Genomic DNA, 18,860 nt, shown 5'->3' with positions numbered 1-18,860 from the left:
TGCGCCATTCCCGCAAAGACAGGAATCCAAATAAATAGAAGTTAGATTATGGCAACGTACAAAAAACGCGGAGGCAAACCAACTACAAAAGCTGAAAAAGAAACGCAGCTTGAAGAAAACAGCACAACGGCAGAAGTATTTAATACGCTGGATGAAGGCGCATCAAAAACGGAAGCTTGGGTAGAAAAGAACCAAAAAGGAATTTTGGGCTTTATCATTGTCGTGGCAGTTTTGGTTTTGGGATACTTTGCTTACGACCAATATGTTAAAACTCCAAAGGAAGCTGAGGCGATGAACGAGATGTTCCAAGCGCAGAGCTATTGGGAACAAGCATTGACGGCGCCTGCAAAGGATTCGTTATATAATCTTTCCCTTCAAGGTGGAGAGGGCAAGTATGGTTTCTTGGAAATCATCGAAAATTACAGTGGAACAAACGCTGCCAATCTTGCACATTACTACGCAGGGATGGCATATTTGAATACCAACAAATACCAACAAGCCATCGAACATTTGGATAAATTCAGCAGCGATGATGATATTTTGGCACCATTGGCAAAGGGTGCTATTGGCGATGCTTTCGTACAATTGGGTCAAAATGAGGATGCGTTGAAATATTATGAGGAAGCTGCCAAAATGCGTACGAACGACTTTACAACCCCACGTTTTCTATTGAAAGCCGGAATTGCAGCAATGGCGTTGAACCAAAACGACAAGGCAATGGCGAATTTCAAAAAAATAGCTGATGAATATCCAAAATCAACTGAAGCTGCTAAGGCTGAAATCTATACCGGCCGCGCGGAAGCAATGAACAAATAAATGGCTACAGCAAATACAAATTTATCGGCTTACGATAAAACATCAATCCCAAACGCGAAGGAATTTCGGTTTGGGATTGTTGTTTCAGAATGGAACCACGATATTACCGAGGGCATGTTCCAAGGCGCTTTTGAAGCTTTAAAGGATTGCGGTGCCATCAATGAAAATATTGTCCGTTGGAATGTTCCCGGCAGTTTTGAACTTATCTATAGCTGCAAGCGAATGGCCGAGAGTTATGATATGCTGGATGCCGTAATTGCCATTGGAAGCGTGATACAAGGCGAAACAAAACACTTCGATTATGTGTGCGAGGCCGTAGCCCAGGGCATAAAAGATTTAAACGTTCGCGGCAATATTCCCGTAATTTTCTGCGTACTTACCGATAACACTATGCAACAGGCTATAGACCGAAGCGGTGGCAAACACGGCAACAAAGGTACTGAAGCCGCAATTGCTGCGATAAAAATGGCGCAACTTCGGAAGGAATCTAAGTTTTAGTCCCACCCTAAATCCCTCCCCGAGGGAGGGACTTTTTAAGTTTTCATAAAATCTTGGGTTTGCTCCCCTCCTTTGGAGGGGCTGGGGGAGGACTTCGGCATGGTAATTGTTCAAAAAACAATTAAATTCTGAATTCATAATTCTGAATTCCTAATTGAATTAAGTAACTTTGAAGCACGACAATTATGGGACTAATAGGCAAGAGAAAAAACAAAAAGTACAGTTATCAACCGCGACATTTTGAGCATGATGGTGAAGGCAGCCCGTTTGCAATGGGCCATAAATTTGACCAATTCCGCACCACCGTTGGCGACAACAAAGGCTTAAAGGGAAAATTTAAAACCGCCTGGGCCGATTTGCGGCAATCTTCCGACAGAAACGCAAACCGAAGGCTGATTGTAATCATTGCCATTCTCGTCCTACTTTTCCTATTTATTATTGAATTCGATTTATCTATTTTCTACGCATAAATTTTAATGGCAGACATTATTCAGTTATTACCGGATCACGTTGCAAACCAGATTGCAGCTGGCGAAGTTGTGCAACGCCCCGCCTCGGTAGTGAAGGAATTGTTGGAAAACGCCATTGACGCAAAAGCAACTTCAATCACACTGCTAATTAAAGATGCGGGAAAAACCCTCGTGCAGGTTACCGACAACGGCATCGGGATGAGCGTTACCGACGCCCGGCTCAGTTTTGAGCGCCACGCCACTTCAAAAATCAAATCGGCCGAAGATCTTTTTAATCTTCATACAAAAGGTTTCCGTGGCGAGGCTTTGGCTTCTATCGCTGCAATTGCGCACGTTGAGCTTAAAACCAAAACTGAAAATTCCGAAATAGGAACGCATCTCACCATTGAAGGCAGCAAAGTAATTTCGCAGGATCCGGCAGTAGTTCCGAAGGGCACGACCATTTCAGTAAAAAATCTTTTCTACAACATTCCCGCCCGAAGAAATTTTCTAAAAAGCAATCCTGTGGAAACCCGTCATATAATTGATGAATTCCATCGCGTGGCTTTGGCGCATCCAAACGTCGCGTTTCAAATGCTTCACAATGGAAGCGATGTTTTCAATCTTCCATCGACAAATTCGCGGCAACGTATCGTAAATATCTTCGGAAGCAAAACCAATGAAAAACTGGTTCCCGTTCACGAGGAAACCGAAATCCTAAAAATTGAAGGTTTTGTTTTAAAACCCGAATTCGGAAAAAAGAGCAGGGGCGAGCAGTTCTTTTTTGTAAACGACCGCTTTATAAAAAGTCCGTATTTGCACCACGCGGTTTCATCGGCCTTTGAAGGTTTGATGAAAAATGATGTGCATCCGGGCTATTTTCTTTTTTTGGAAGTAGATCCGCATTCCATTGACATCAACATACATCCCACAAAAACCGAGATAAAGTTTGACGATGAGCATTCCATTTACGCCATGCTCCGCGCCACGGTAAAGCACAGTTTGGGACAGTTCAATATTGCGCCCGTGCTCGACTTTGAAAGGGATAAGGGTTTTGATACACCTTATGAATACAGCAAAAAATCGCCCACCGCGCCTTCCATTGAAGTGGATCGCGACTTTAATCCCTTTAAGGAAAAGCCAAAGCAAGGCAATATCAATTTTCCCTTTAAAAGAGAGCAGTCTGCCTCGTGGGAATCCTTATATGTGGGTTTAAATGATGAAAATGCTGCCGTTTCCAATTTGGGAGATATTGAGTTTGAAAGCGAGGAAGTAACTGGAAGTCTTTTTGAAAATACCGAAACCGAAACTGGCCAAACAACTTTTCAGCTTCAAAATAAATATATCGTGAGCCCGCTGAAAAACGGAATGATGGTTATCCATCAAAACCTGGCGCACCAGCGCATACTTTACGAAGAGCTGTTAAAAAATATTACTGTAAAGGAAGCGGTGAGCCAGCAATTGTTGTTTCCGCTGCAACTGCATTTTTCAAAGCCCGATTTGGAAATTATTGAAAAAGTACGTGAGCAATTGGAGCACACGGGCTTTATTTTTTCGGAAATAAAAGAGGAAACGATTGAGATTAGCGGTATTCCCGTGATGATTTTGGAAAGCCATGTTGTAAATTTGCTCAGCCAGTTGGTGCACGACATAAAGGAAGAAGTGCCCGAAAGTGGTTTTAGCCAGAACGATATGCTTGCAAAATCCATGGCCGCGAGTATGGCCATAAAAACAGGAGTTTCACTGAACAGGGAAGAACGGGAGCATTTAATCAATCAATTATTTGCATGCAAAGAACCTTCCGTTTCGCCAAATAACAAGCTGGTTTTTACAACGATGGACGTAAGTGACCTCGATAAAAAATTTATGTAAATGGGAAGAATAACCGATACCGTAAAATTTCTTTTAATACTGAATGTGATCTTTTATATAGGATCATTTATTATTGGTGACTTATCGATTAAGTTGTTTGCGCTTTACTATTTTGAAAACCCCAATTTTCAATATTGGCAGCCTATCACGCATATGTTTATGCACGACCCGTCGTCTATATTCCACATACTTTTTAATATGTATGCGCTCTGGGCTTTTGGTTCACCGTTGGAAATGCGCTGGGGACAAAAAAAGTTTCTTTTCTTCTACTTTTCAGCGGGTTTGGGCGCAGCCATTATCCATACTTTGGTAAATTATTTCCAGATTCACAGTGTTATGGACGCGCTAATTGCTGGCGGCTGGAGTGAAGCTGAAGTAATGAGTTATTTATCAGGCGGCAACGGCGGTAGCAGGGCGGTTTTGGACACCGTTTCCATGGAAAATATCCAGGCCATGGCGCAATCTTATAACGGCTTGGCTCTGGGAGCTTCCGGGGCGGTTTATGGAATTTTGGTTGCCTTCGGAATTATGTTCCCGAATATTGAACTGATGTTAATCTTTCTGCCAATTCCAATTAAGGCGAAATATTTCATCCCCGGAATAATCTTATTGGATTTAATTTTTGGCATTACCGGAACCGCCACGGGTATTGCGCATTGGGCCCACATTGGTGGCGCGCTCTTCGGTTTTATCATGGCGTGGTACTGGAAAAAGAACAGTTTTGATAACCATCGTTGGAATTAACTATGGCAGCAACCAGTCTTTCATATAAGTATAAAACCGCCAATATTTTGGTAAAGCTCATTGTCATCAATGTAGCGGCATTTTTGGTGGTAAGGTTGGGGTCCTTCTTTTTGAGTGTGAGTCCGCAATATTTCTCTCGATGGTTTGTTTTAGGCGATGATTTCGACACCCTTTTGTTTCGGCCGTGGACGCTTATTACATATGGGTTTTTACATTTCGGCTTTTTCCATATTCTTTTTAATATGCTTTGGCTGTACTGGTTTGGGCAGTTTGTGCTCAACCTTTTTACGGGAAAACGCCTGTTGACCATCTATCTGTTGGGGGCTGCATTTGGCGGGCTGTTATTTATTTTGTCCTATAACTTTTTTCCGGTTTTTGAAATGCAACGCGGATTTTTAATTGGCGCCTCGGGAGCAGTTACGGCCCTGATGGTTTTTATCGCCACCTACACCCCGACTACCGAAGTGCGAATCTTTACCTTCACCATAAAACTTTGGCATATTGCGCTTTTTCTGTTCCTTTTTGATTTGGTCCGCATACCTTCATCAGGCAATGCAGGCGGATTGATGGCCCATGTGGGTGGCGCAATTTTCGGTTATATCTATGCGGTTCAACTCGCTAAGGGAAACGACATTGGCAAGTGGTTCGAGAATTTTATGGATTGGGTAGCCAATCTTTTTAAGCCCCGCGCCAAAAAGCCGTTTAAAAAAGTACACCGCACAACACAACCTGCCCCACGACGTTCTACATCAAAGGCCGAAAAATCTGAAAACCAAAAAAAGGTGGACAGTATTTTGGACAAAATAGGCAAAAGTGGCTACGAAAGTCTTACAAAGGAAGAAAAGGACTTTCTGTTCAAGGCCGGAAAAGACGACTAACCCATGCGGAAATCTCTCAACAAATTCATTTACTGGGGCAATCTGCTCGCGGCATTTTTATTGTTGATTTCCTTTGTTCTGCCGTATTTGCCGCCCAAAAGTTTCCCGACACTGTCCTTGCTGAGTTTGGTGGTCTCATTGCTAATAATTGTGAATATAATCTTCGCAATCTATTGGGCCGTGCAGTTTAGGCGCAGATTCTTAGTGTCGTTCACCGTACTTTTGATTTCCTATTTTTACTTCAACGTATTCTACGAAGTTTCCTCGGAAGGCGACGCTTCCCAATATAAAAATACCCTCAGTGTTTTATCTTACAATGTGCGGCTTTTTAATGCCTACGAAAAAAATCCAGACACCGATGCACCTCAAATAATTGCTGAAATGCTTTTTGAGGAAAATCCCGACGTGGTCTGCGTGCAGGAATACTACAACCCCAATATTATCGACTTTTCGGGCTATCCCTATCAATACATTCACTTTAAATCTGAAAAGGCAAAATTGGGTCACGCTATATTTTCAAAATATCCGTTGGTAAATACCGGGGCCTTCGATTTTGAGGATACCTATAACAATACGCTTTACGCCGATGTGGTAAAGGGCGCGGATACCCTTCGCATTTACAGCTTACATTTGCAGTCGCTTGGCATTATTCCTCGGGTAAGTTTTTTACAGGAAAGCGATAACGAAAAACTTCGCAAACGGGTGTCGCGTGCCTTTGAAATGCAACAGCAACAGGTAGCGGCCATCTTGGAACACAAAGCGAAAACCAATCATCCGGTGATTCTTTCCGGAGATTTCAACAATACGCCTTTTTCGTACAGTTATCGAAAATTGAAAGACGGAATGCAGGACGCTTTCCGCGAGCGGGGCAATGGGTTGGGGACCACCTTCAAGTTTGAGGGTTTCCCGATGCGAATCGATTATATCTTTGCTTCAAATGGGCTCGATATACTGTCATTCGATACTTTGAAGAAAACTTTTTCCGACCATTATGCCGTTCGGGCTACGGTGGGGTGGTGAATTCAATTACCAATTAGCAATTAACAAAAACCTATTTTATTCTGTAATATTTAACTGTTGCTTTTCCAAATAATTCAAGGCGTTCGGCCCTTCATTGAAAAGTAAGTCCAAAACCGAAAGATTGGGCAGAAAAGGATGGTTAGCCTGATGCACCTGCGTGTATTCTTCGGCTTTAAAATTTGTTTTTCTTTTTGCATCTACCAAAATGCGCAAATCGGTTATATCAGGATTTTTTTCGAAGGAAGTAGTTTTTGAAATTTCAACATCAATCCCAATCAGTTCACACAGCAAGTTGAATATTTTTAGATTGTGTTCCATCAAGTTGCTGACAGTTTCGGTGAACAATGGCTCCAAATCGTCTTCGTAATATTCAAAAAAAGGAGAGGTTCGGTACGCGCTCTGCAAACTCTTCCAGTGCTGTTCCTGCCACGGAAAATCATTTTCAACCACTACATCCTTCGTTTTTCTGCGTTTCCCCGTGTGTTTTATCGGAATGTTCAGCAAAAGCCGACCGTTGCTGTGCGCAATGTAGGCACGGTTGCGGTAGGTTTGCTTTTGGTAGTTGTCCTCCACTTCAAAAATCACTTTATCGGCCTTCGCCACCGCAGCCATCTGCTCAATGGACGGAAAATAGGAGGGATGGAGGAGGATTGTTTTCATCATTTCAAAAATAGGAAAGAAGTGTGAAATACAAAATACGAAATACGAGATACGGGATACTAAATTAAAGTCGATGAGTTTAGAAGTCGATGAGTTTAGCATTACTTACGTTTTTCTAAACCCCTAAACTTTTAAACTCATAAACTCATCGACTCTTTTCAGAACCTGAAACTTGAAACAAGAAACGTGAAACCTTTTTTCCCTACCTTTGTATAAACCTTTAAAATATGCTCATAATTGGCATTGCCGGCGGCACCGGCAGCGGAAAAACAACAGTAGTGGACCAAATAGTCGCAGAGCTTCCCGCAGATGAAGTTTGCGTTATTTCCCAAGATTCTTATTATCACGATACCAGTCATCTCTCCTTGGAAGAGCGCGTAAAAATAAATTTTGACCATCCCAAGGCCATCGATTTCGATTTGTTGGTAGGGCATTTAAAGGAGCTTCGCGAAGGGAATTCCTTTGAGCAGCCCGTCTATTCCTTTGTGGAGCACAATAGAACTGGGGAAACAATTACTACCTTTCCAAAAAAGGTTATTATTGTGGAAGGAATTTTAATCTTGGCGCATCCAGACATTCGCGAAATGTTCGATATAAAAATTTTCGTGCACGCAGATAGTGACGAACGCTTGATACGAAGGTTGAAACGCGACATAGCCACCCGCGGCCGCGATTTGGAGGAAGTGCTGAACCGCTACCAAACCACGCTAAAACCGATGCACCAGCAATTTATAGAACCGACCAAGGAATTTGCGGATATTATCATTCCAACAAATAAATACAATACAGTAGCGGTAAACGTTATAAGAAGCATTATCCACCAAAAAATAAGTTATACCGAATCGTGAATTTAAAGGAGTTTAAAAATAAAAAGTGGGTACGGTTTATAAGCAATAAATATGTGCTTATCCTTATCCTTTTTATTGTTTGGATGATTTTTTTCGACGCCAATTCATACCTTATTCATCACGAATTGGATAGTGATATCAATGCTTTGGAAGACAACGCTGAATTCTACCAACAGGAAATAGACCGCGATAAAAGCTTCATCAAAAAAATGGAGGACAGCAATGAGATGGAGAAATTTGCCCGCGAAAAGTATTATTTGAAAAAGGAAAACGAAGATATTTATATAATTGAGCACGAAGACAGTATCAAAAAAGAAGAAAAGCGATGAGTGATTTTTTGTTCGAGGATTTTGATGAAGTTTCCGCAAAACAGTGGAAACAAAAAATTCAGTACGATTTAAAGGGCGCCGACTATAACGAAACCTTGGTTTGGCAAAGTCCCGAAGGGATTCACGTGAAACCGTTTTACCACCAAGACGATTTCGAGGAAGAATTCCAATCCATTCCCGGGCAGCCGAAGTCGTGGAAAATTGCCCAAAAAATCTTTATCGACGATGAAAAAATAGCAAATAATATAGCCTTGGATGCCGTGGAAAGAGGGGCGGAGGCAATTATTTTTAGTGCCGCGGAAGAATTTGACCCAAAAACCGTGTTTAAAAATTTTCCTTTTGAAACGGCTTCAATCTACTTCAACCTAACATTCCTTTCCGAAGCATTTTATAATAAGCTCATCAAATTCTTTTCAGACCTACCTGCCAATTCGGAGAGAAAAGCAATAGTTTATTACAATATAGATTTAATAGGAAATCTCGCCCGCACGGGCAACTGGTTTCATAATTTGAAAAAGGACCACGAAATTCTGGACAGTATTTTTGAAAAGAATCCTTCGCAAAACCTACTTTCCGTTGATGCAACTTTATATCAAAACGCCGGTGCCAATATAGTGCAGCAACTGGCTTATGCCCTCGCGCATGCCAATGAATATTTAAATCACATTGCGACTGAAACGAAGCAACCTTTAAGTTTAACCTTCAAGCTCGCCACAGGCCCAAACTACTTCTTCGAAATAGCAAAAATCCGGGCTCTGCGTAAACTTTACGCAGCCCTGGCAAAGGAATACGGAACATCCGAAACCTGCCACATTATATCCACCCCTTCAAAACGAAACAAAACCCTTTACGATTACAATGTAAACCTACTCCGCAGCACCACCGAATGTATGAGCGCAATTTTGGGCGGGGCCGATACTGTTTGCAATTTGCCGTATGATGCGCTCTACCACAAGAGCAATGAGTTTGGCGAGCGCATTGCCCGCAACCAACTGCTTATCTTAAAGCACGAAAGTTATTTCGACACGGTCAGCAATCCTGTAGACGGAACCTATTATATTGAAAGCCTCACAGATGAATTGGCCGAAAAAGCGCTTCAATTGTTTAAGGAAATAGAAAAGGGCGGCGGTTTTCTACAGCAGTTAAAGGATGGAACCATTCAAAAGAAAATAAAGGAAAGCGCCGAAAAGGAACAACAACTTTTTGACAGTGGCGAACTGAAATTATTGGGCACAAACTATCACCCCAACAAAAACGACCGAATGAAAGGCGATTTGGAACTTTTCCCTTTCGTAAAACACAACCCCACCAAAACCCTAATCGCCCCAATAGTTGAAAAGAGATTATCAGAAATCACGGAACAGGAACGCTTAAAAACTGAATCATGAGTATAGAAGCACTAAAAGTTATCGTAGGTATTATTTTCGCCATTTTGGGTCTTGCCATTCTTATCCGACTCAAAAAACTCAGCAAATCAAAATATTACCGCTATCTATTTTTGGTAACGGCAATCCTTTTGATTGGCTTCGGAATTTATTTGGCAACAAACAGTCTGTAGTATTATGTTTAAAAAATCGGCCTTCTTCCTACTTGCCGCCTTATTGGCAACCACACTTTTTTCCTGTCTGGAGGTTGGCAAACAGGTAGTGGATTGGATGGAATTAAAGGAAGGCAATCGAGAGCTGGAACTAAAAGGCGAATATCATTTTTTGGAAGAAGATGGCGCACGGGTTTTTCTGCCCCTTAGCTTTGAACGCTACTCGATGGCAGAATACCAGCAGACCTTAAAGGAGAAACTTTCCGAAGAGGAAGCCAATGCACAGATTGTGAACATCAACCAAAAAGCAAGTCTGGACGGAGAGCTGTATATATATTTTGATAAGGAATCGGGTTCCACCTGTTTGGTTTTTGGAATTCCCTATATGGAAATTTCAAAAAAAGATGCCCAATTGTTTTTGGGAATGATGCGTACCCAAACTGAAAATCTATTGGACGCCAGCTCTTCCTACGAAAAAATTACCGCTAAATATGTGGGCTACCCAAAGAACTGTATCTTTAAAAGCGTCTATAAAATTTCTTCCGAAGCGAAGAACTTTGAGTATTACAACGCTCTGTACTTTATTACCCGTAACGGGAAGACAATAGCCTATCAGCTTATTACGCCAGTAGGGGTTTATTTTGACCCTTTTATTGAAAAATTGGAAATATAATGGCCAGAAAAAATATACAACATATCGATTTGAAGACAGAAGTTGGAAGCCGGGAACCGGAAGCAAATAATAACTTGCAACCTGAAACCAGTAACCTGAAACCCGAAACTTTTACCACAGCCGAAGAAATAGGAATAAAAAAGCACTACACAGCTGAAGACATTGCCAATCTTAAACACCTAAACTTCGTAGCTGGAATCGCGCCACACCTGCGCGGGCCATATTCAACCATGTACGTCCGCCGCCCGTGGACCATCCGCCAATACGCCGGTTTTTCAACGGCGGAGGATAGCAACGCCTTTTACAGAAGAAACCTGGCCGCTGGCCAAAAAGGACTTTCGGTAGCTTTCGATCTTGCCACCCATCGAGGTTACGATAGCGACCATCCCCGCGTGGAGGGCGATGTGGGCAAAGCAGGCGTAGCAATTGACAGCGTGGAGGATATGAAAATCCTCTTCGACCAAATTCCGTTGGACAAGATGAGCGTCTCCATGACGATGAACGGCGCCGTGCTTCCCATTATGGCGTTCTACATTGTGGCTGCGGAAGAGCAGGGCGTTTTGCCAAAAGACTTGGCAGGAACTATTCAGAATGACATTCTAAAGGAATTTATGGTGCGCAATACCTACATCTATCCGCCAACACCTTCCATGAAAATCATCAGCGATATTTTTGAATTCACTTCGAAAAATATGCCCAAGTTCAACAGCATTTCCATCTCTGGCTACCATATGCAGGAAGCGGGAGCTACCGCGGATATTGAACTTGCCTACACGCTTGCAGACGGTTTGGAATACATCCGCACAGGAATAAAGGCAGGAATGGATATTGACACTTTTGCACCAAGACTTTCCTTTTTCTGGGCAATCGGGATGAACCATTTTATGGAAATCGCAAAAATGCGCGCTGCCCGTATGCTATGGGCAAAGATTGTAAAACAGTTCAATCCAAAGGACGAAAAATCACTCGCCCTGCGCACCCACTGCCAAACCAGCGGTTGGAGCCTTACCGAGCAGGACCCATTCAACAATGTAGCCCGAACCGCCATTGAAGCCGCCGCAGCGGTTTTCGGCGGCACGCAATCGTTGCACACAAACGCTTTGGATGAGGCCATTGCATTACCAACCGATTTCTCTGCCCGTATCGCCAGAAACACCCAGATTTTCCTGCAAACCGAAACCCAGATCACCAAAACGGTTGACCCTTGGGCGGGCAGTTATTATGTGGAAAACCTTACCAACGAAATTGCCAACAAAGCCTGGGTGCTAATAGAGGAAGTAGAAGAACTCGGCGGCATGACCAAAGCCATTGAGGCCGGCATCCCCAAACTGCGCATAGAGGAAGCCTCTGCCCGTAAGCAGGCGCGTATTGATAGCGGACAGGACATCATAGTAGGCGTAAACAAATACCGTCTTGAAAAGGAAGATCCGCTGCAAATCCTCGACGTGGACAACCAAAAAGTCCGTACCTCGCAGATTGAACGCCTAAACCGCATAAAAGCCACCCGCGACACCAAAAAGGTGGAAGCCGCACTCGCCGCAATTACTGAATATGCGCGAAGTTGGTCAAATTCAACAGATTCCCCTTTTCAGGGGAATAAGAATTTATTAGCTTTAGCCGTAGAAGCCGCCCGCCACCGCGCAACCCTTGGCGAAATCTCCTCCGCGATGGAAAAGGAATTCGGCAGGTATAAGGCACAAATACGCTCCTTTAGCGGCGTGTATAGCAAAGAGATGAAAAAAGACCCAAGTTTTGATAAGGCAAGGCAAATGGCAGACAAGTTCGCCGAACTTGAAGGCCGCCGCCCCCGTATTATGATTGCCAAAATGGGGCAGGACGGTCACGACCGCGGCGCCAAAGTAGTAGCCACCGGCTATGCCGATGTAGGTTTTGATGTGGACATAGGCCCACTCTTCCAAACCCCTGCCGAAGCCGCCAAACAGGCGGTGGAAAACGATGTGCACATTCTCGGCGTTTCCTCCCTTGCCGCTGGGCACAAAACCTTAGTGCCACAGGTGATTGAAGCCCTAAAAAAGTATGGCCGTGAAGATATTATGGTTATCGTGGGCGGCGTAATACCCGCGCAGGACTACCAATACCTTTTTGATGCCGGCGCCGTTGCTGTTTATGGCCCAGGAACTCGTATTAGCGATGCTGCTATTGAAATGTTGGGGGTTTTGATTGAGGGGGTGGAGTGATAATAACAAAATATGAAATATCTTTTAGGCTTCTTTTTTGTTATAATTTTTTACTCAATTAGTTAGTGTCAGGATGACAATTTATTTGCAATATCTGAATTGAAAATAACAGATAGTGTTCCATATATATCTAAATCTTTCTACAATAAACAACAAACTACATTTTTTGAAGATGATGATTACATTGTAAGCCAAACTTGTAGCGGTGAATGGGGAGGTTCAATTTGGTTTAAAAATAAGAATACTGGAATTGTATATTCCTGCGAAGCAACTTGTCCCATTGCAATAAATAAAATAGATGGAAAATATATTGTTACAAATTCATTAGCACATTTAGGCGGATTTTCAGAATTGGTAGAAATTGAAGACCCTAAATCAATGGAATTATTTGTTTTGCCCAAACCTATAAAGAAAAGAGGAAAGACTATTTACCGTTATTTTGGTGACACTGAATCCAAATCCCGAAAGGGTGTTACGGAAATTTGGAAAGCATATAATGCTCTAGCTCTTACTAGTTTTCAATACAAGGATAAACTTTATCATATCTTAACAGATAAGGATCATAAAACTTATGTAAGCAAGATTGAAAATGGAGAAATGATTAATTTGCAATTAATTTCAGATATAAGAATATGGGACTATAATCCCAAAACATATAAGATGCCAAATGGCAATCTTCTAATATATTTTAAAACTAATGATTGTGATGGTTTTATTGAAATAGAAGACAATAAAATTATAATCTTTAAAAAGGAATAATTGATTCCCCCCACTAGCGCGAGCGTCCCGCTCGTGCCAATCCCCTAGCTCGCATTTATAAAGCGTGCCTATCTACTTTTAGCATTTGCAATGCGACCCATAGCAAACCCCTTGGCGAGATTCCAAATGCACTGAGCGCATCCGAAGTAAAGCATGCCCATTTACCATATCATTTATAATATTTCTTCGCTACCAAAAGCATCCCGCTAATATCCTTCCAATCACTTCTCCAATTAACCAATTCCACAATTTTACATTTAAAAAAATTTGCAATGGGCTATCTGATTGTTGTATATTTATAATTCAATTCTAACTTGCTTCGTCTTCGAAGTTCTTCCCTAGAAAGGATTAATCCGTATGTCGACTATATGTCGATCATATGACGACCGTATGCCGATGCTAAGCCGACCATACTCCCTATATTCTCCCTATATACTCCTTGGTTACCTCATAACTACGTTAAAGAATCACTCATATATCTGAACTTATCATCTATTTTAAATCACACAAACACTCCCAAAATATTCTGCTGTCATCAGTAAAAGTCCTTGTAAAGACATTGACAATATTTTTCCTGCAAGCACAAGCGTCCCGCTCAGGCCACTTCAGTGCTTAAACAATCAAATATCCAAGAAAAAACTCTTATTCCCGGATAACCTTCATTGTTTCATTGCCAACCCCCACATAGTAAAGCCCCTGCGCAAAGTTTGAAAAGTCAATTTGCTTTTCGCCTTGGGTAAGCTTGCCAGATAGTAAGCGTTGTCCAAGGGCAGAATAAACTTCATAATAGGTAACCTTGGAAACATTTATATACACAAAGTCTTGTGTGGGATTGGGATATAGGCTTATATCAACAGTATTTTCCGCCACTCCCAGCACAAGTTCGCACTCAAAGCTGGACAGCACCTTGGAAGCCGCAGGCGGATTTACCAAAAGTTCATCGGTTAGCAACGGGCAATAACAGTCATTATCATCCAAGTATAATTTAAGCCAAGAAAGCGCTATTTTGCCCACGGCACCATTCCCGCCATTGGGTGTATTGGCTACGGAATGGTTTCCATTTTCAACCTCAAAAAGAAGTTTGTTTGTTGTATTTGGCGTAGCGGCATAATGAAGGTCGGCGTGCTGTGCAGGAGGAGCGGTAGGATCATTCTCACCGCTAAAAATCAATACCGGACTATCGTGGTTTAAGGACGCGTTTGGCAACCAAGGACACAATGCAACTACGCCTTTTATGGTATTGTCCAAAACGGCAGCCCGCTGTGCGCCGCCGCCGCCCATAGACCATCCACTTACCGCAAATTTGTCCACATCCAGCTGGTTTTCCAAGGGGGAAGTACTTCGGGTATTTTCCTGCCGCATGGTTTCCAAGGCATCCAAAAGTGCAGTGGCCCGTTGCTCAGGAAAGTCAAATAGTGAGTTCGTTCCAATAATAATAGTAACTATTCCGTGCGAAGCATAAAACGGCCCCCATTCCTCCACGCTGGAGGGCAGTGCAGTAAACCCGGGAACAATGGCAATACTTGCAAAAGGGGGAGTAGCATTGGTGGGGTAATATACCGTGGCACCTGCATAGTCCGGACCATTTCTCAGGCCATCCGCCTCGGTAAGGGTTGCAACTTCATAAGGTCCGGGGTTGGTCAAACTTTCCAAGGTTACATCGCCGCATTGGGCAAAGATTATATTCGGAGGAAATGAAATGGCCAAAAAGAAAAGGGCAACTGCGTATAATTTTTTCATAAGTAAGTTTTAGACGGCTGTTTAGAATATTGAAAAGTAAACTATTTAAAGTTTTTACCAAAATATAACCTCTAAACGATACTGCGACCTTCCTAAAATATTTCTTTATCTTTGATTGACCATCAATTATAAACTATCAACCCTCAACCAAAAAATGAACGAGTCGCACCGCATACAATCCCTTTTCACAGACCTATATCACGGCCACCCTTGGATAGATGTAACCTTGGAGGATACGCTCAGCCGTATTACGGCAGAGCAGGCCGCACAGCGCCCCATTAAAAACGGCAACACCATCTGGGAAATCGTAAACCATATGATAGCTTGGCGCAAAAATGTATTGAAAAGAGTACAGGGCGAAGTGCTTGAAACCCCGTCAAACAATTATATAGAAAAGATAAAAGATACTTCCGAAGAAGCGTGGCAACAAACCCTCGAAACTTTGGAAAGAACCCAAAAGGAATGGCTCTATTTCCTTAGCACCTTTAATGAGGCAGATTTCATCAATAAATATCCGGTAAATAAACTCACCTATTATCAACACATCCACGGCATTCTCCAGCACGATGCCTATCATTTGGGGCAGATAGTACTGTTGGCAAAAATAACCAATCCTTAACCTGATCTGATGCTACAAACGCTGGTACACTATACGTTGCATCTTTTGGTTCCCGGCCTTATAGCTTATGTTTTTTTCAGAAGTCAATGGAAAAAAGCCTGGCTCATTATGCTTGCGACTATGCTAGTAGATTTAGATCACCTCCTCGCCACCCCAATTTTCGATCCCGGACGTTGCAGCATCAACTTCCACCCGTTGCACACCTATTGGGCGATGGCAGGATATGTGGTATTGTTATTCTTTAGGAAAACTAGGATCATAGCTGTGGGATTATTATTCCACATGTTTACGGACTATATAGATTGCCAATGGAATTGAAATTCCAAATTCCAAATTCCAAATTCCAAATCCCAAATCCCAAACCTGCCTGCCGTGCCTCTGCAGGTAAGTTCTGAATAAACAAATCCCTACCGATGGTGGTACGGCTCATTCCGAAGGATAGTAAACCCGCGATACAGCTGCTCAATAAAGAAAAGCCGAACCATTTGGTGCGAAAAGGTCATTGCGGATAGCGAAACTTTTCCGTTGGCACGTTCATAAACGGCATCGCTAAACCCATACGGACCACCAATTACGAAGATGAGGTTCTTTAACCCGCTATTCATTTTCTTTTGAAGAAACTGTGCAAACCCTTCCGAAGAATAGGTTTTTCCCTTTTCGTCAAGCAGAATCAAAACATCGGCAGTAGTGGTGCGCTTCAGAATTTCATCGCCTTCTGCTTGTTTTTGAAGCGCTTCGGAAAGATTCTTCGCATTCTTCACATCGGGAATCACTTCCATTTCAAAAGCAATATAAAACCCAAGGCGCTTGGTGTAGTCATCCATCAGGCTTTGCAGTTGTTTGTTGTCGGTCTTGCCTATGGCGAGCAGTGTTATTTTCATATTTCAAAAGTAATGGATTTTAAAGGTTTTTGCGTAACTTCCTACTGAAACTGAATACTGCCAACTCTTTTTGTTATTTTAGCTGAAATTTCCTTGCTATGATTTCAGAAAAACAATTCAACAAAGAAATAGACATCATCATCGCCAACGCCATCCGCGAGGATGTGGGCGATGGCGACCACAGCTCGCTGGCCTGCATTTCGGAAGATGCGCTGGGCTCCGCCAAACTTTTGGTAAAGGACGAGGGCATCATTGCCGGCGTTGAATTTGCCCGGCAGGTTTTTGAATATGTAGATCCGGGACTTGAGCTCGATATTAAAATAAAGGACGGAAGCCCCGTAAACTATGGCGATGTGGCATTTTATGTTTCGGGACTTTCTCAATCCATCCTAAAATCGGAAAGATTGGTTTTGAACGCAATGCAGCGTATGAGCGCCATTGCTACCAAAACCAACGAATATGTGAAACTACTGGAAGGCACAAATACCAAAATCCTCGACACCCGCAAGACCACGCCCGGCATTCGAGCTTTGGAAAAGTGGGCCGTAAAGATTGGGGGCGGGGAGAACCACCGTTTTGCCTTGTACGATATGATAATGCTAAAAGACAACCACATCGATTTCTGCGGCGGAATTACCAAGGCCATAGAAAAAACCAAACGCTATTTGGAAAGGAACCGTCTTGATTTAAAAATAATCGTGGAAGCCCGAAACCTGGAAGAAATTGAGGAAATATTAAAATCGGGCGGTGTTTATAGAATATTGATAGATAACTTCAATTATGAAGATACCCGAAAAGCCGTAAAACTTATAGACCGCAAATGCCTTACAGAGTCCAGTGGCGGCATTACCTTGGAAACCGCCAGAAAATATGCCGAATGTGGCGTAGATTATATTTCCAGCGGCGCGCTGACCCATTCGGTCCACAATATGGATTTGAGCCTAAAAGCGGTTAAATGAGCGAGGAGGAAGAAGAAATAAACATTCCGATTGTCCGGGATTTAGTGCGTTTCAGTAAAAAGATTAAACTTCCGGGATTGGGTGAGTTTTCTTTATACCATTTGCTGGAAGTTTACGTCGCGGGCATTTTAAATGGCACATTTTCGTTCAGGGCCAGTTCCATTGCCTATAGTTTTTTTCTGGCGCTATTTCCTTTTCTGTTATTTCTGCTTAACCTCATTCCCTATATTCCCATCGACGGTTTCCAAACGCGATTTCTCATATTTATTGAAGCGCTGCTGCCCGCAAAGACTACAGAATTCTTTTATCCAATAATCGCAGATATTGCCGTAAACCCGCGGGCAGGTTTGTTGTCTTTTGTTTTCTTTTTGTCCATTTTCTTATCTGCAAATGGCGTTAATACCATTTTCAGTGCGTTTGAACATTCGTTTCACGTAACAATTAATCGCAGCTTTTTCAGGCAATACCTTGTAGCTATTGTAGTTTCTATTTTCTTGGCATTGTTGTTGTTAACTTCGGTAGGGGTCATTCTTTATGGCGAATACGTTATCAATGACCTTCAGTCCAGAGCCTATATAGATAACAACGTTTTCTGGATTTCGTTCTTTCAATTTGTTGTTTTTTTGGTGATGATATATGGGGTTATCGCCACCTTGTATTATTTTGGAACCAAGGAGGGGAAAGCTTCCCATTTCTTTTCGATAGGGGCTATTACCACAACTTTACTTTTTGTAATTACAACCTATCTATTTGGGGTGTATATAAATAATTTTTCAAATTATAACGAGTTATACGGTTCCATTGGTGCACTTTTAATTTTGATGTTCTATATTTGGATAAACGCAAACCTCTTGCTGCTCGGGTTTGAACTTAACGTTTCCATAAGGCGGCTAAAAGATAAACTTTAACTATAAACCTAAATTTTTAAACAGATGAAAAAAATACTTTTAACTTTTTCCCTCATAGCCTTAACGGTAATGTCGGTTGCCGCACAGGATGTAACCGGAAAGTGGAAAACCATCGACGACGAGACGGGCGAGGCAAAATCCATTGTAGAAATCTATAAGCAAAATGGAAAGGTTTACGGAAAAATCGTAGAAATCCTCAACCCCGCAAAAAGAAATGTAAAATGCGACAAATGCCCGGGAGAGGACAAAAACAAACCGGTGCTTGGCCTGGTAATCATTAAAGGACTTGAAAAAGACGGCGATGAATACAATGACGGTACCATCATGGATCCCAACAATGGAAAAGTATATAAGTGCTACATAGAACTTGATGGCCCAAACAAATTGGACGTTCGCGGTTATATAGGTTTCTCGCTGCTGGGAAGAACACAAACCTGGACCCGCGTAGAATAAAAAATATTTAAAATAGTAT

The 18,860-nt window shown here is 42.3% G+C and carries 22 protein-coding genes; 19 read left to right on the top strand and 3 right to left on the bottom strand.

The features are described from left to right. Positions 1-48 precede the first annotated feature (48 nt). The 7 genes from MB09_RS04400 (at position 49) to MB09_RS04370 (ending at position 6,277) form a co-directional block, all read left to right on the top strand. A complete protein-coding gene (locus tag MB09_RS04400) occupies positions 49-816 on the top strand; it encodes a tetratricopeptide repeat protein (protein WP_045079658.1) in 768 nt (255 codons plus the stop codon). After that, positions 817-1,314, top strand: coding sequence for a 6,7-dimethyl-8-ribityllumazine synthase (gene ribH, locus MB09_RS04395; RefSeq protein ID WP_045079657.1), 498 nt, complete (start codon positions 817-819; stop codon positions 1,312-1,314). A gap of 185 nt (positions 1,315-1,499) precedes the next feature. Beyond that, the gene (locus tag MB09_RS04390; protein ID WP_045079656.1) at positions 1,500-1,784 is read left to right on the top strand and encodes a hypothetical protein; all 285 of its coding nucleotides are present in this window, start codon (positions 1,500-1,502) and stop codon (positions 1,782-1,784) included. Positions 1,785-1,790: 6 nt separating this feature from the next. Continuing rightward, a complete protein-coding gene (gene mutL, locus MB09_RS04385; RefSeq protein WP_045079655.1) occupies positions 1,791-3,635 on the top strand; it encodes a DNA mismatch repair endonuclease MutL in 1,845 nt (614 codons plus the stop codon). Further along, positions 3,636-4,379, top strand: coding sequence for a rhomboid family intramembrane serine protease (locus MB09_RS04380; RefSeq protein ID WP_045079654.1), 744 nt, complete (start codon positions 3,636-3,638; stop codon positions 4,377-4,379). A gap of 2 nt (positions 4,380-4,381) precedes the next feature. Then, complete coding sequence (locus MB09_RS04375) at positions 4,382-5,257, top strand: rhomboid family protein (RefSeq protein ID WP_045079653.1); 876 nt, start codon at positions 4,382-4,384, stop codon at positions 5,255-5,257. A 3-nt stretch (positions 5,258-5,260) separates the two neighbouring features. After that, positions 5,261-6,277 (top strand): endonuclease/exonuclease/phosphatase family protein, encoded by a 1,017-nt coding sequence (locus tag MB09_RS04370; protein WP_045079652.1) that lies wholly within the window; start codon positions 5,261-5,263, stop codon positions 6,275-6,277. Positions 6,278-6,313: 36 nt separating this feature from the next. Here the strand turns inward: MB09_RS04370 and MB09_RS04365 are convergent, their stop codons facing one another. Then, positions 6,314-6,937 (bottom strand): WbqC family protein, encoded by a 624-nt coding sequence (locus MB09_RS04365; RefSeq protein WP_045079651.1) that lies wholly within the window; start codon positions 6,935-6,937, stop codon positions 6,314-6,316. Positions 6,938-7,164: 227 nt separating this feature from the next. Between MB09_RS04365 and udk the strand changes: the two genes are divergently transcribed. From udk to MB09_RS04335, 7 genes are all read left to right on the top strand, one after another. Beyond that, complete coding sequence (gene udk / locus MB09_RS04360) at positions 7,165-7,785, top strand: uridine kinase (RefSeq protein ID WP_045079650.1); 621 nt, start codon at positions 7,165-7,167, stop codon at positions 7,783-7,785. Continuing rightward, a complete protein-coding gene (locus tag MB09_RS04355; protein ID WP_045079649.1) occupies positions 7,782-8,114 on the top strand; it encodes an FtsB family cell division protein in 333 nt (110 codons plus the stop codon). Before udk ends, MB09_RS04355 begins: the two co-directional genes overlap by 4 nt. Further along, positions 8,111-9,502 carry a methylmalonyl-CoA mutase subunit beta gene (locus tag MB09_RS04350; protein WP_045079648.1) on the top strand — a complete coding sequence of 464 codons (1,392 nt, stop codon included), beginning with the start codon at positions 8,111-8,113 and terminating at the stop codon, positions 9,500-9,502. Before MB09_RS04355 ends, MB09_RS04350 begins: the two co-directional genes overlap by 4 nt. After that, a complete protein-coding gene (locus MB09_RS16115) occupies positions 9,499-9,672 on the top strand; it encodes a hypothetical protein (RefSeq protein WP_157881717.1) in 174 nt (57 codons plus the stop codon). The genes MB09_RS04350 and MB09_RS16115 overlap by 4 nt, the downstream gene beginning before the upstream one ends. A gap of 4 nt (positions 9,673-9,676) precedes the next feature. Beyond that, complete coding sequence (locus MB09_RS04345) at positions 9,677-10,324, top strand: hypothetical protein (RefSeq protein ID WP_045079647.1); 648 nt, start codon at positions 9,677-9,679, stop codon at positions 10,322-10,324. Further along, on the top strand, positions 10,324-12,522 hold the full coding sequence (gene scpA / locus MB09_RS04340; RefSeq protein ID WP_045079646.1) for a methylmalonyl-CoA mutase: 2,199 nt from the start codon (positions 10,324-10,326) through the stop codon (positions 12,520-12,522). Before MB09_RS04345 ends, scpA begins: the two co-directional genes overlap by 1 nt. 99 nt (positions 12,523-12,621) lie before the next feature. Then, complete coding sequence (locus MB09_RS04335; RefSeq protein WP_045079645.1) at positions 12,622-13,281, top strand: hypothetical protein; 660 nt, start codon at positions 12,622-12,624, stop codon at positions 13,279-13,281. Between the two features lie 642 nt (positions 13,282-13,923). Here MB09_RS04335 and MB09_RS04330 read toward each other — a convergent pair. Next, positions 13,924-15,021 (bottom strand): poly(ethylene terephthalate) hydrolase family protein, encoded by a 1,098-nt coding sequence (locus MB09_RS04330; protein WP_052671284.1) that lies wholly within the window; start codon positions 15,019-15,021, stop codon positions 13,924-13,926. Between the two features lie 154 nt (positions 15,022-15,175). On the opposite strand from MB09_RS04330, the gene MB09_RS04325 reads away from it, so the two are divergent. Next, complete coding sequence (locus MB09_RS04325) at positions 15,176-15,640, top strand: DinB family protein (RefSeq protein ID WP_045079785.1); 465 nt, start codon at positions 15,176-15,178, stop codon at positions 15,638-15,640. A gap of 9 nt (positions 15,641-15,649) precedes the next feature. After that, positions 15,650-15,958 carry a DUF6122 family protein gene (locus tag MB09_RS16355; RefSeq protein ID WP_045079644.1) on the top strand — a complete coding sequence of 103 codons (309 nt, stop codon included), beginning with the start codon at positions 15,650-15,652 and terminating at the stop codon, positions 15,956-15,958. 89 nt (positions 15,959-16,047) lie between these two features. Here MB09_RS16355 and rlmH read toward each other — a convergent pair whose 3' ends face one another. Continuing rightward, positions 16,048-16,521: a 23S rRNA (pseudouridine(1915)-N(3))-methyltransferase RlmH gene (rlmH, locus tag MB09_RS04315; protein WP_045079643.1), complete on the bottom strand. Its 474-nt coding sequence runs from the start codon at positions 16,519-16,521 to the stop codon at positions 16,048-16,050. 98 nt (positions 16,522-16,619) lie between these two features. Here rlmH and nadC point away from each other — a divergent pair, with 98 nt between their 5' ends. From nadC to MB09_RS04300, 3 genes are read left to right on the top strand one after another with little or no spacing between them, the layout of a single operon-like run. Continuing rightward, positions 16,620-17,480, top strand: coding sequence for a carboxylating nicotinate-nucleotide diphosphorylase (nadC, locus tag MB09_RS04310; RefSeq protein ID WP_045079642.1), 861 nt, complete (start codon positions 16,620-16,622; stop codon positions 17,478-17,480). Continuing rightward, positions 17,477-18,388 (top strand): YihY/virulence factor BrkB family protein, encoded by a 912-nt coding sequence (locus tag MB09_RS04305; protein ID WP_045079641.1) that lies wholly within the window; start codon positions 17,477-17,479, stop codon positions 18,386-18,388. The genes nadC and MB09_RS04305 overlap by 4 nt, the downstream gene beginning before the upstream one ends. A 24-nt stretch (positions 18,389-18,412) precedes the next feature. Further along, a complete protein-coding gene (locus tag MB09_RS04300) occupies positions 18,413-18,841 on the top strand; it encodes a DUF2147 domain-containing protein (RefSeq protein ID WP_045079640.1) in 429 nt (142 codons plus the stop codon). The last annotated feature ends 19 nt before the right edge of the window (positions 18,842-18,860 follow it).

It is taken from the genome of Aequorivita vladivostokensis, from assembly GCF_000952855.1.
Taxonomy (GTDB): domain Bacteria; phylum Bacteroidota; class Bacteroidia; order Flavobacteriales; family Flavobacteriaceae; genus Aequorivita; species Aequorivita vladivostokensis.
The sequence above is the reverse complement of the archived record's forward strand: the minus strand, read 5'-3'. Positions and strand labels throughout refer to the sequence as shown.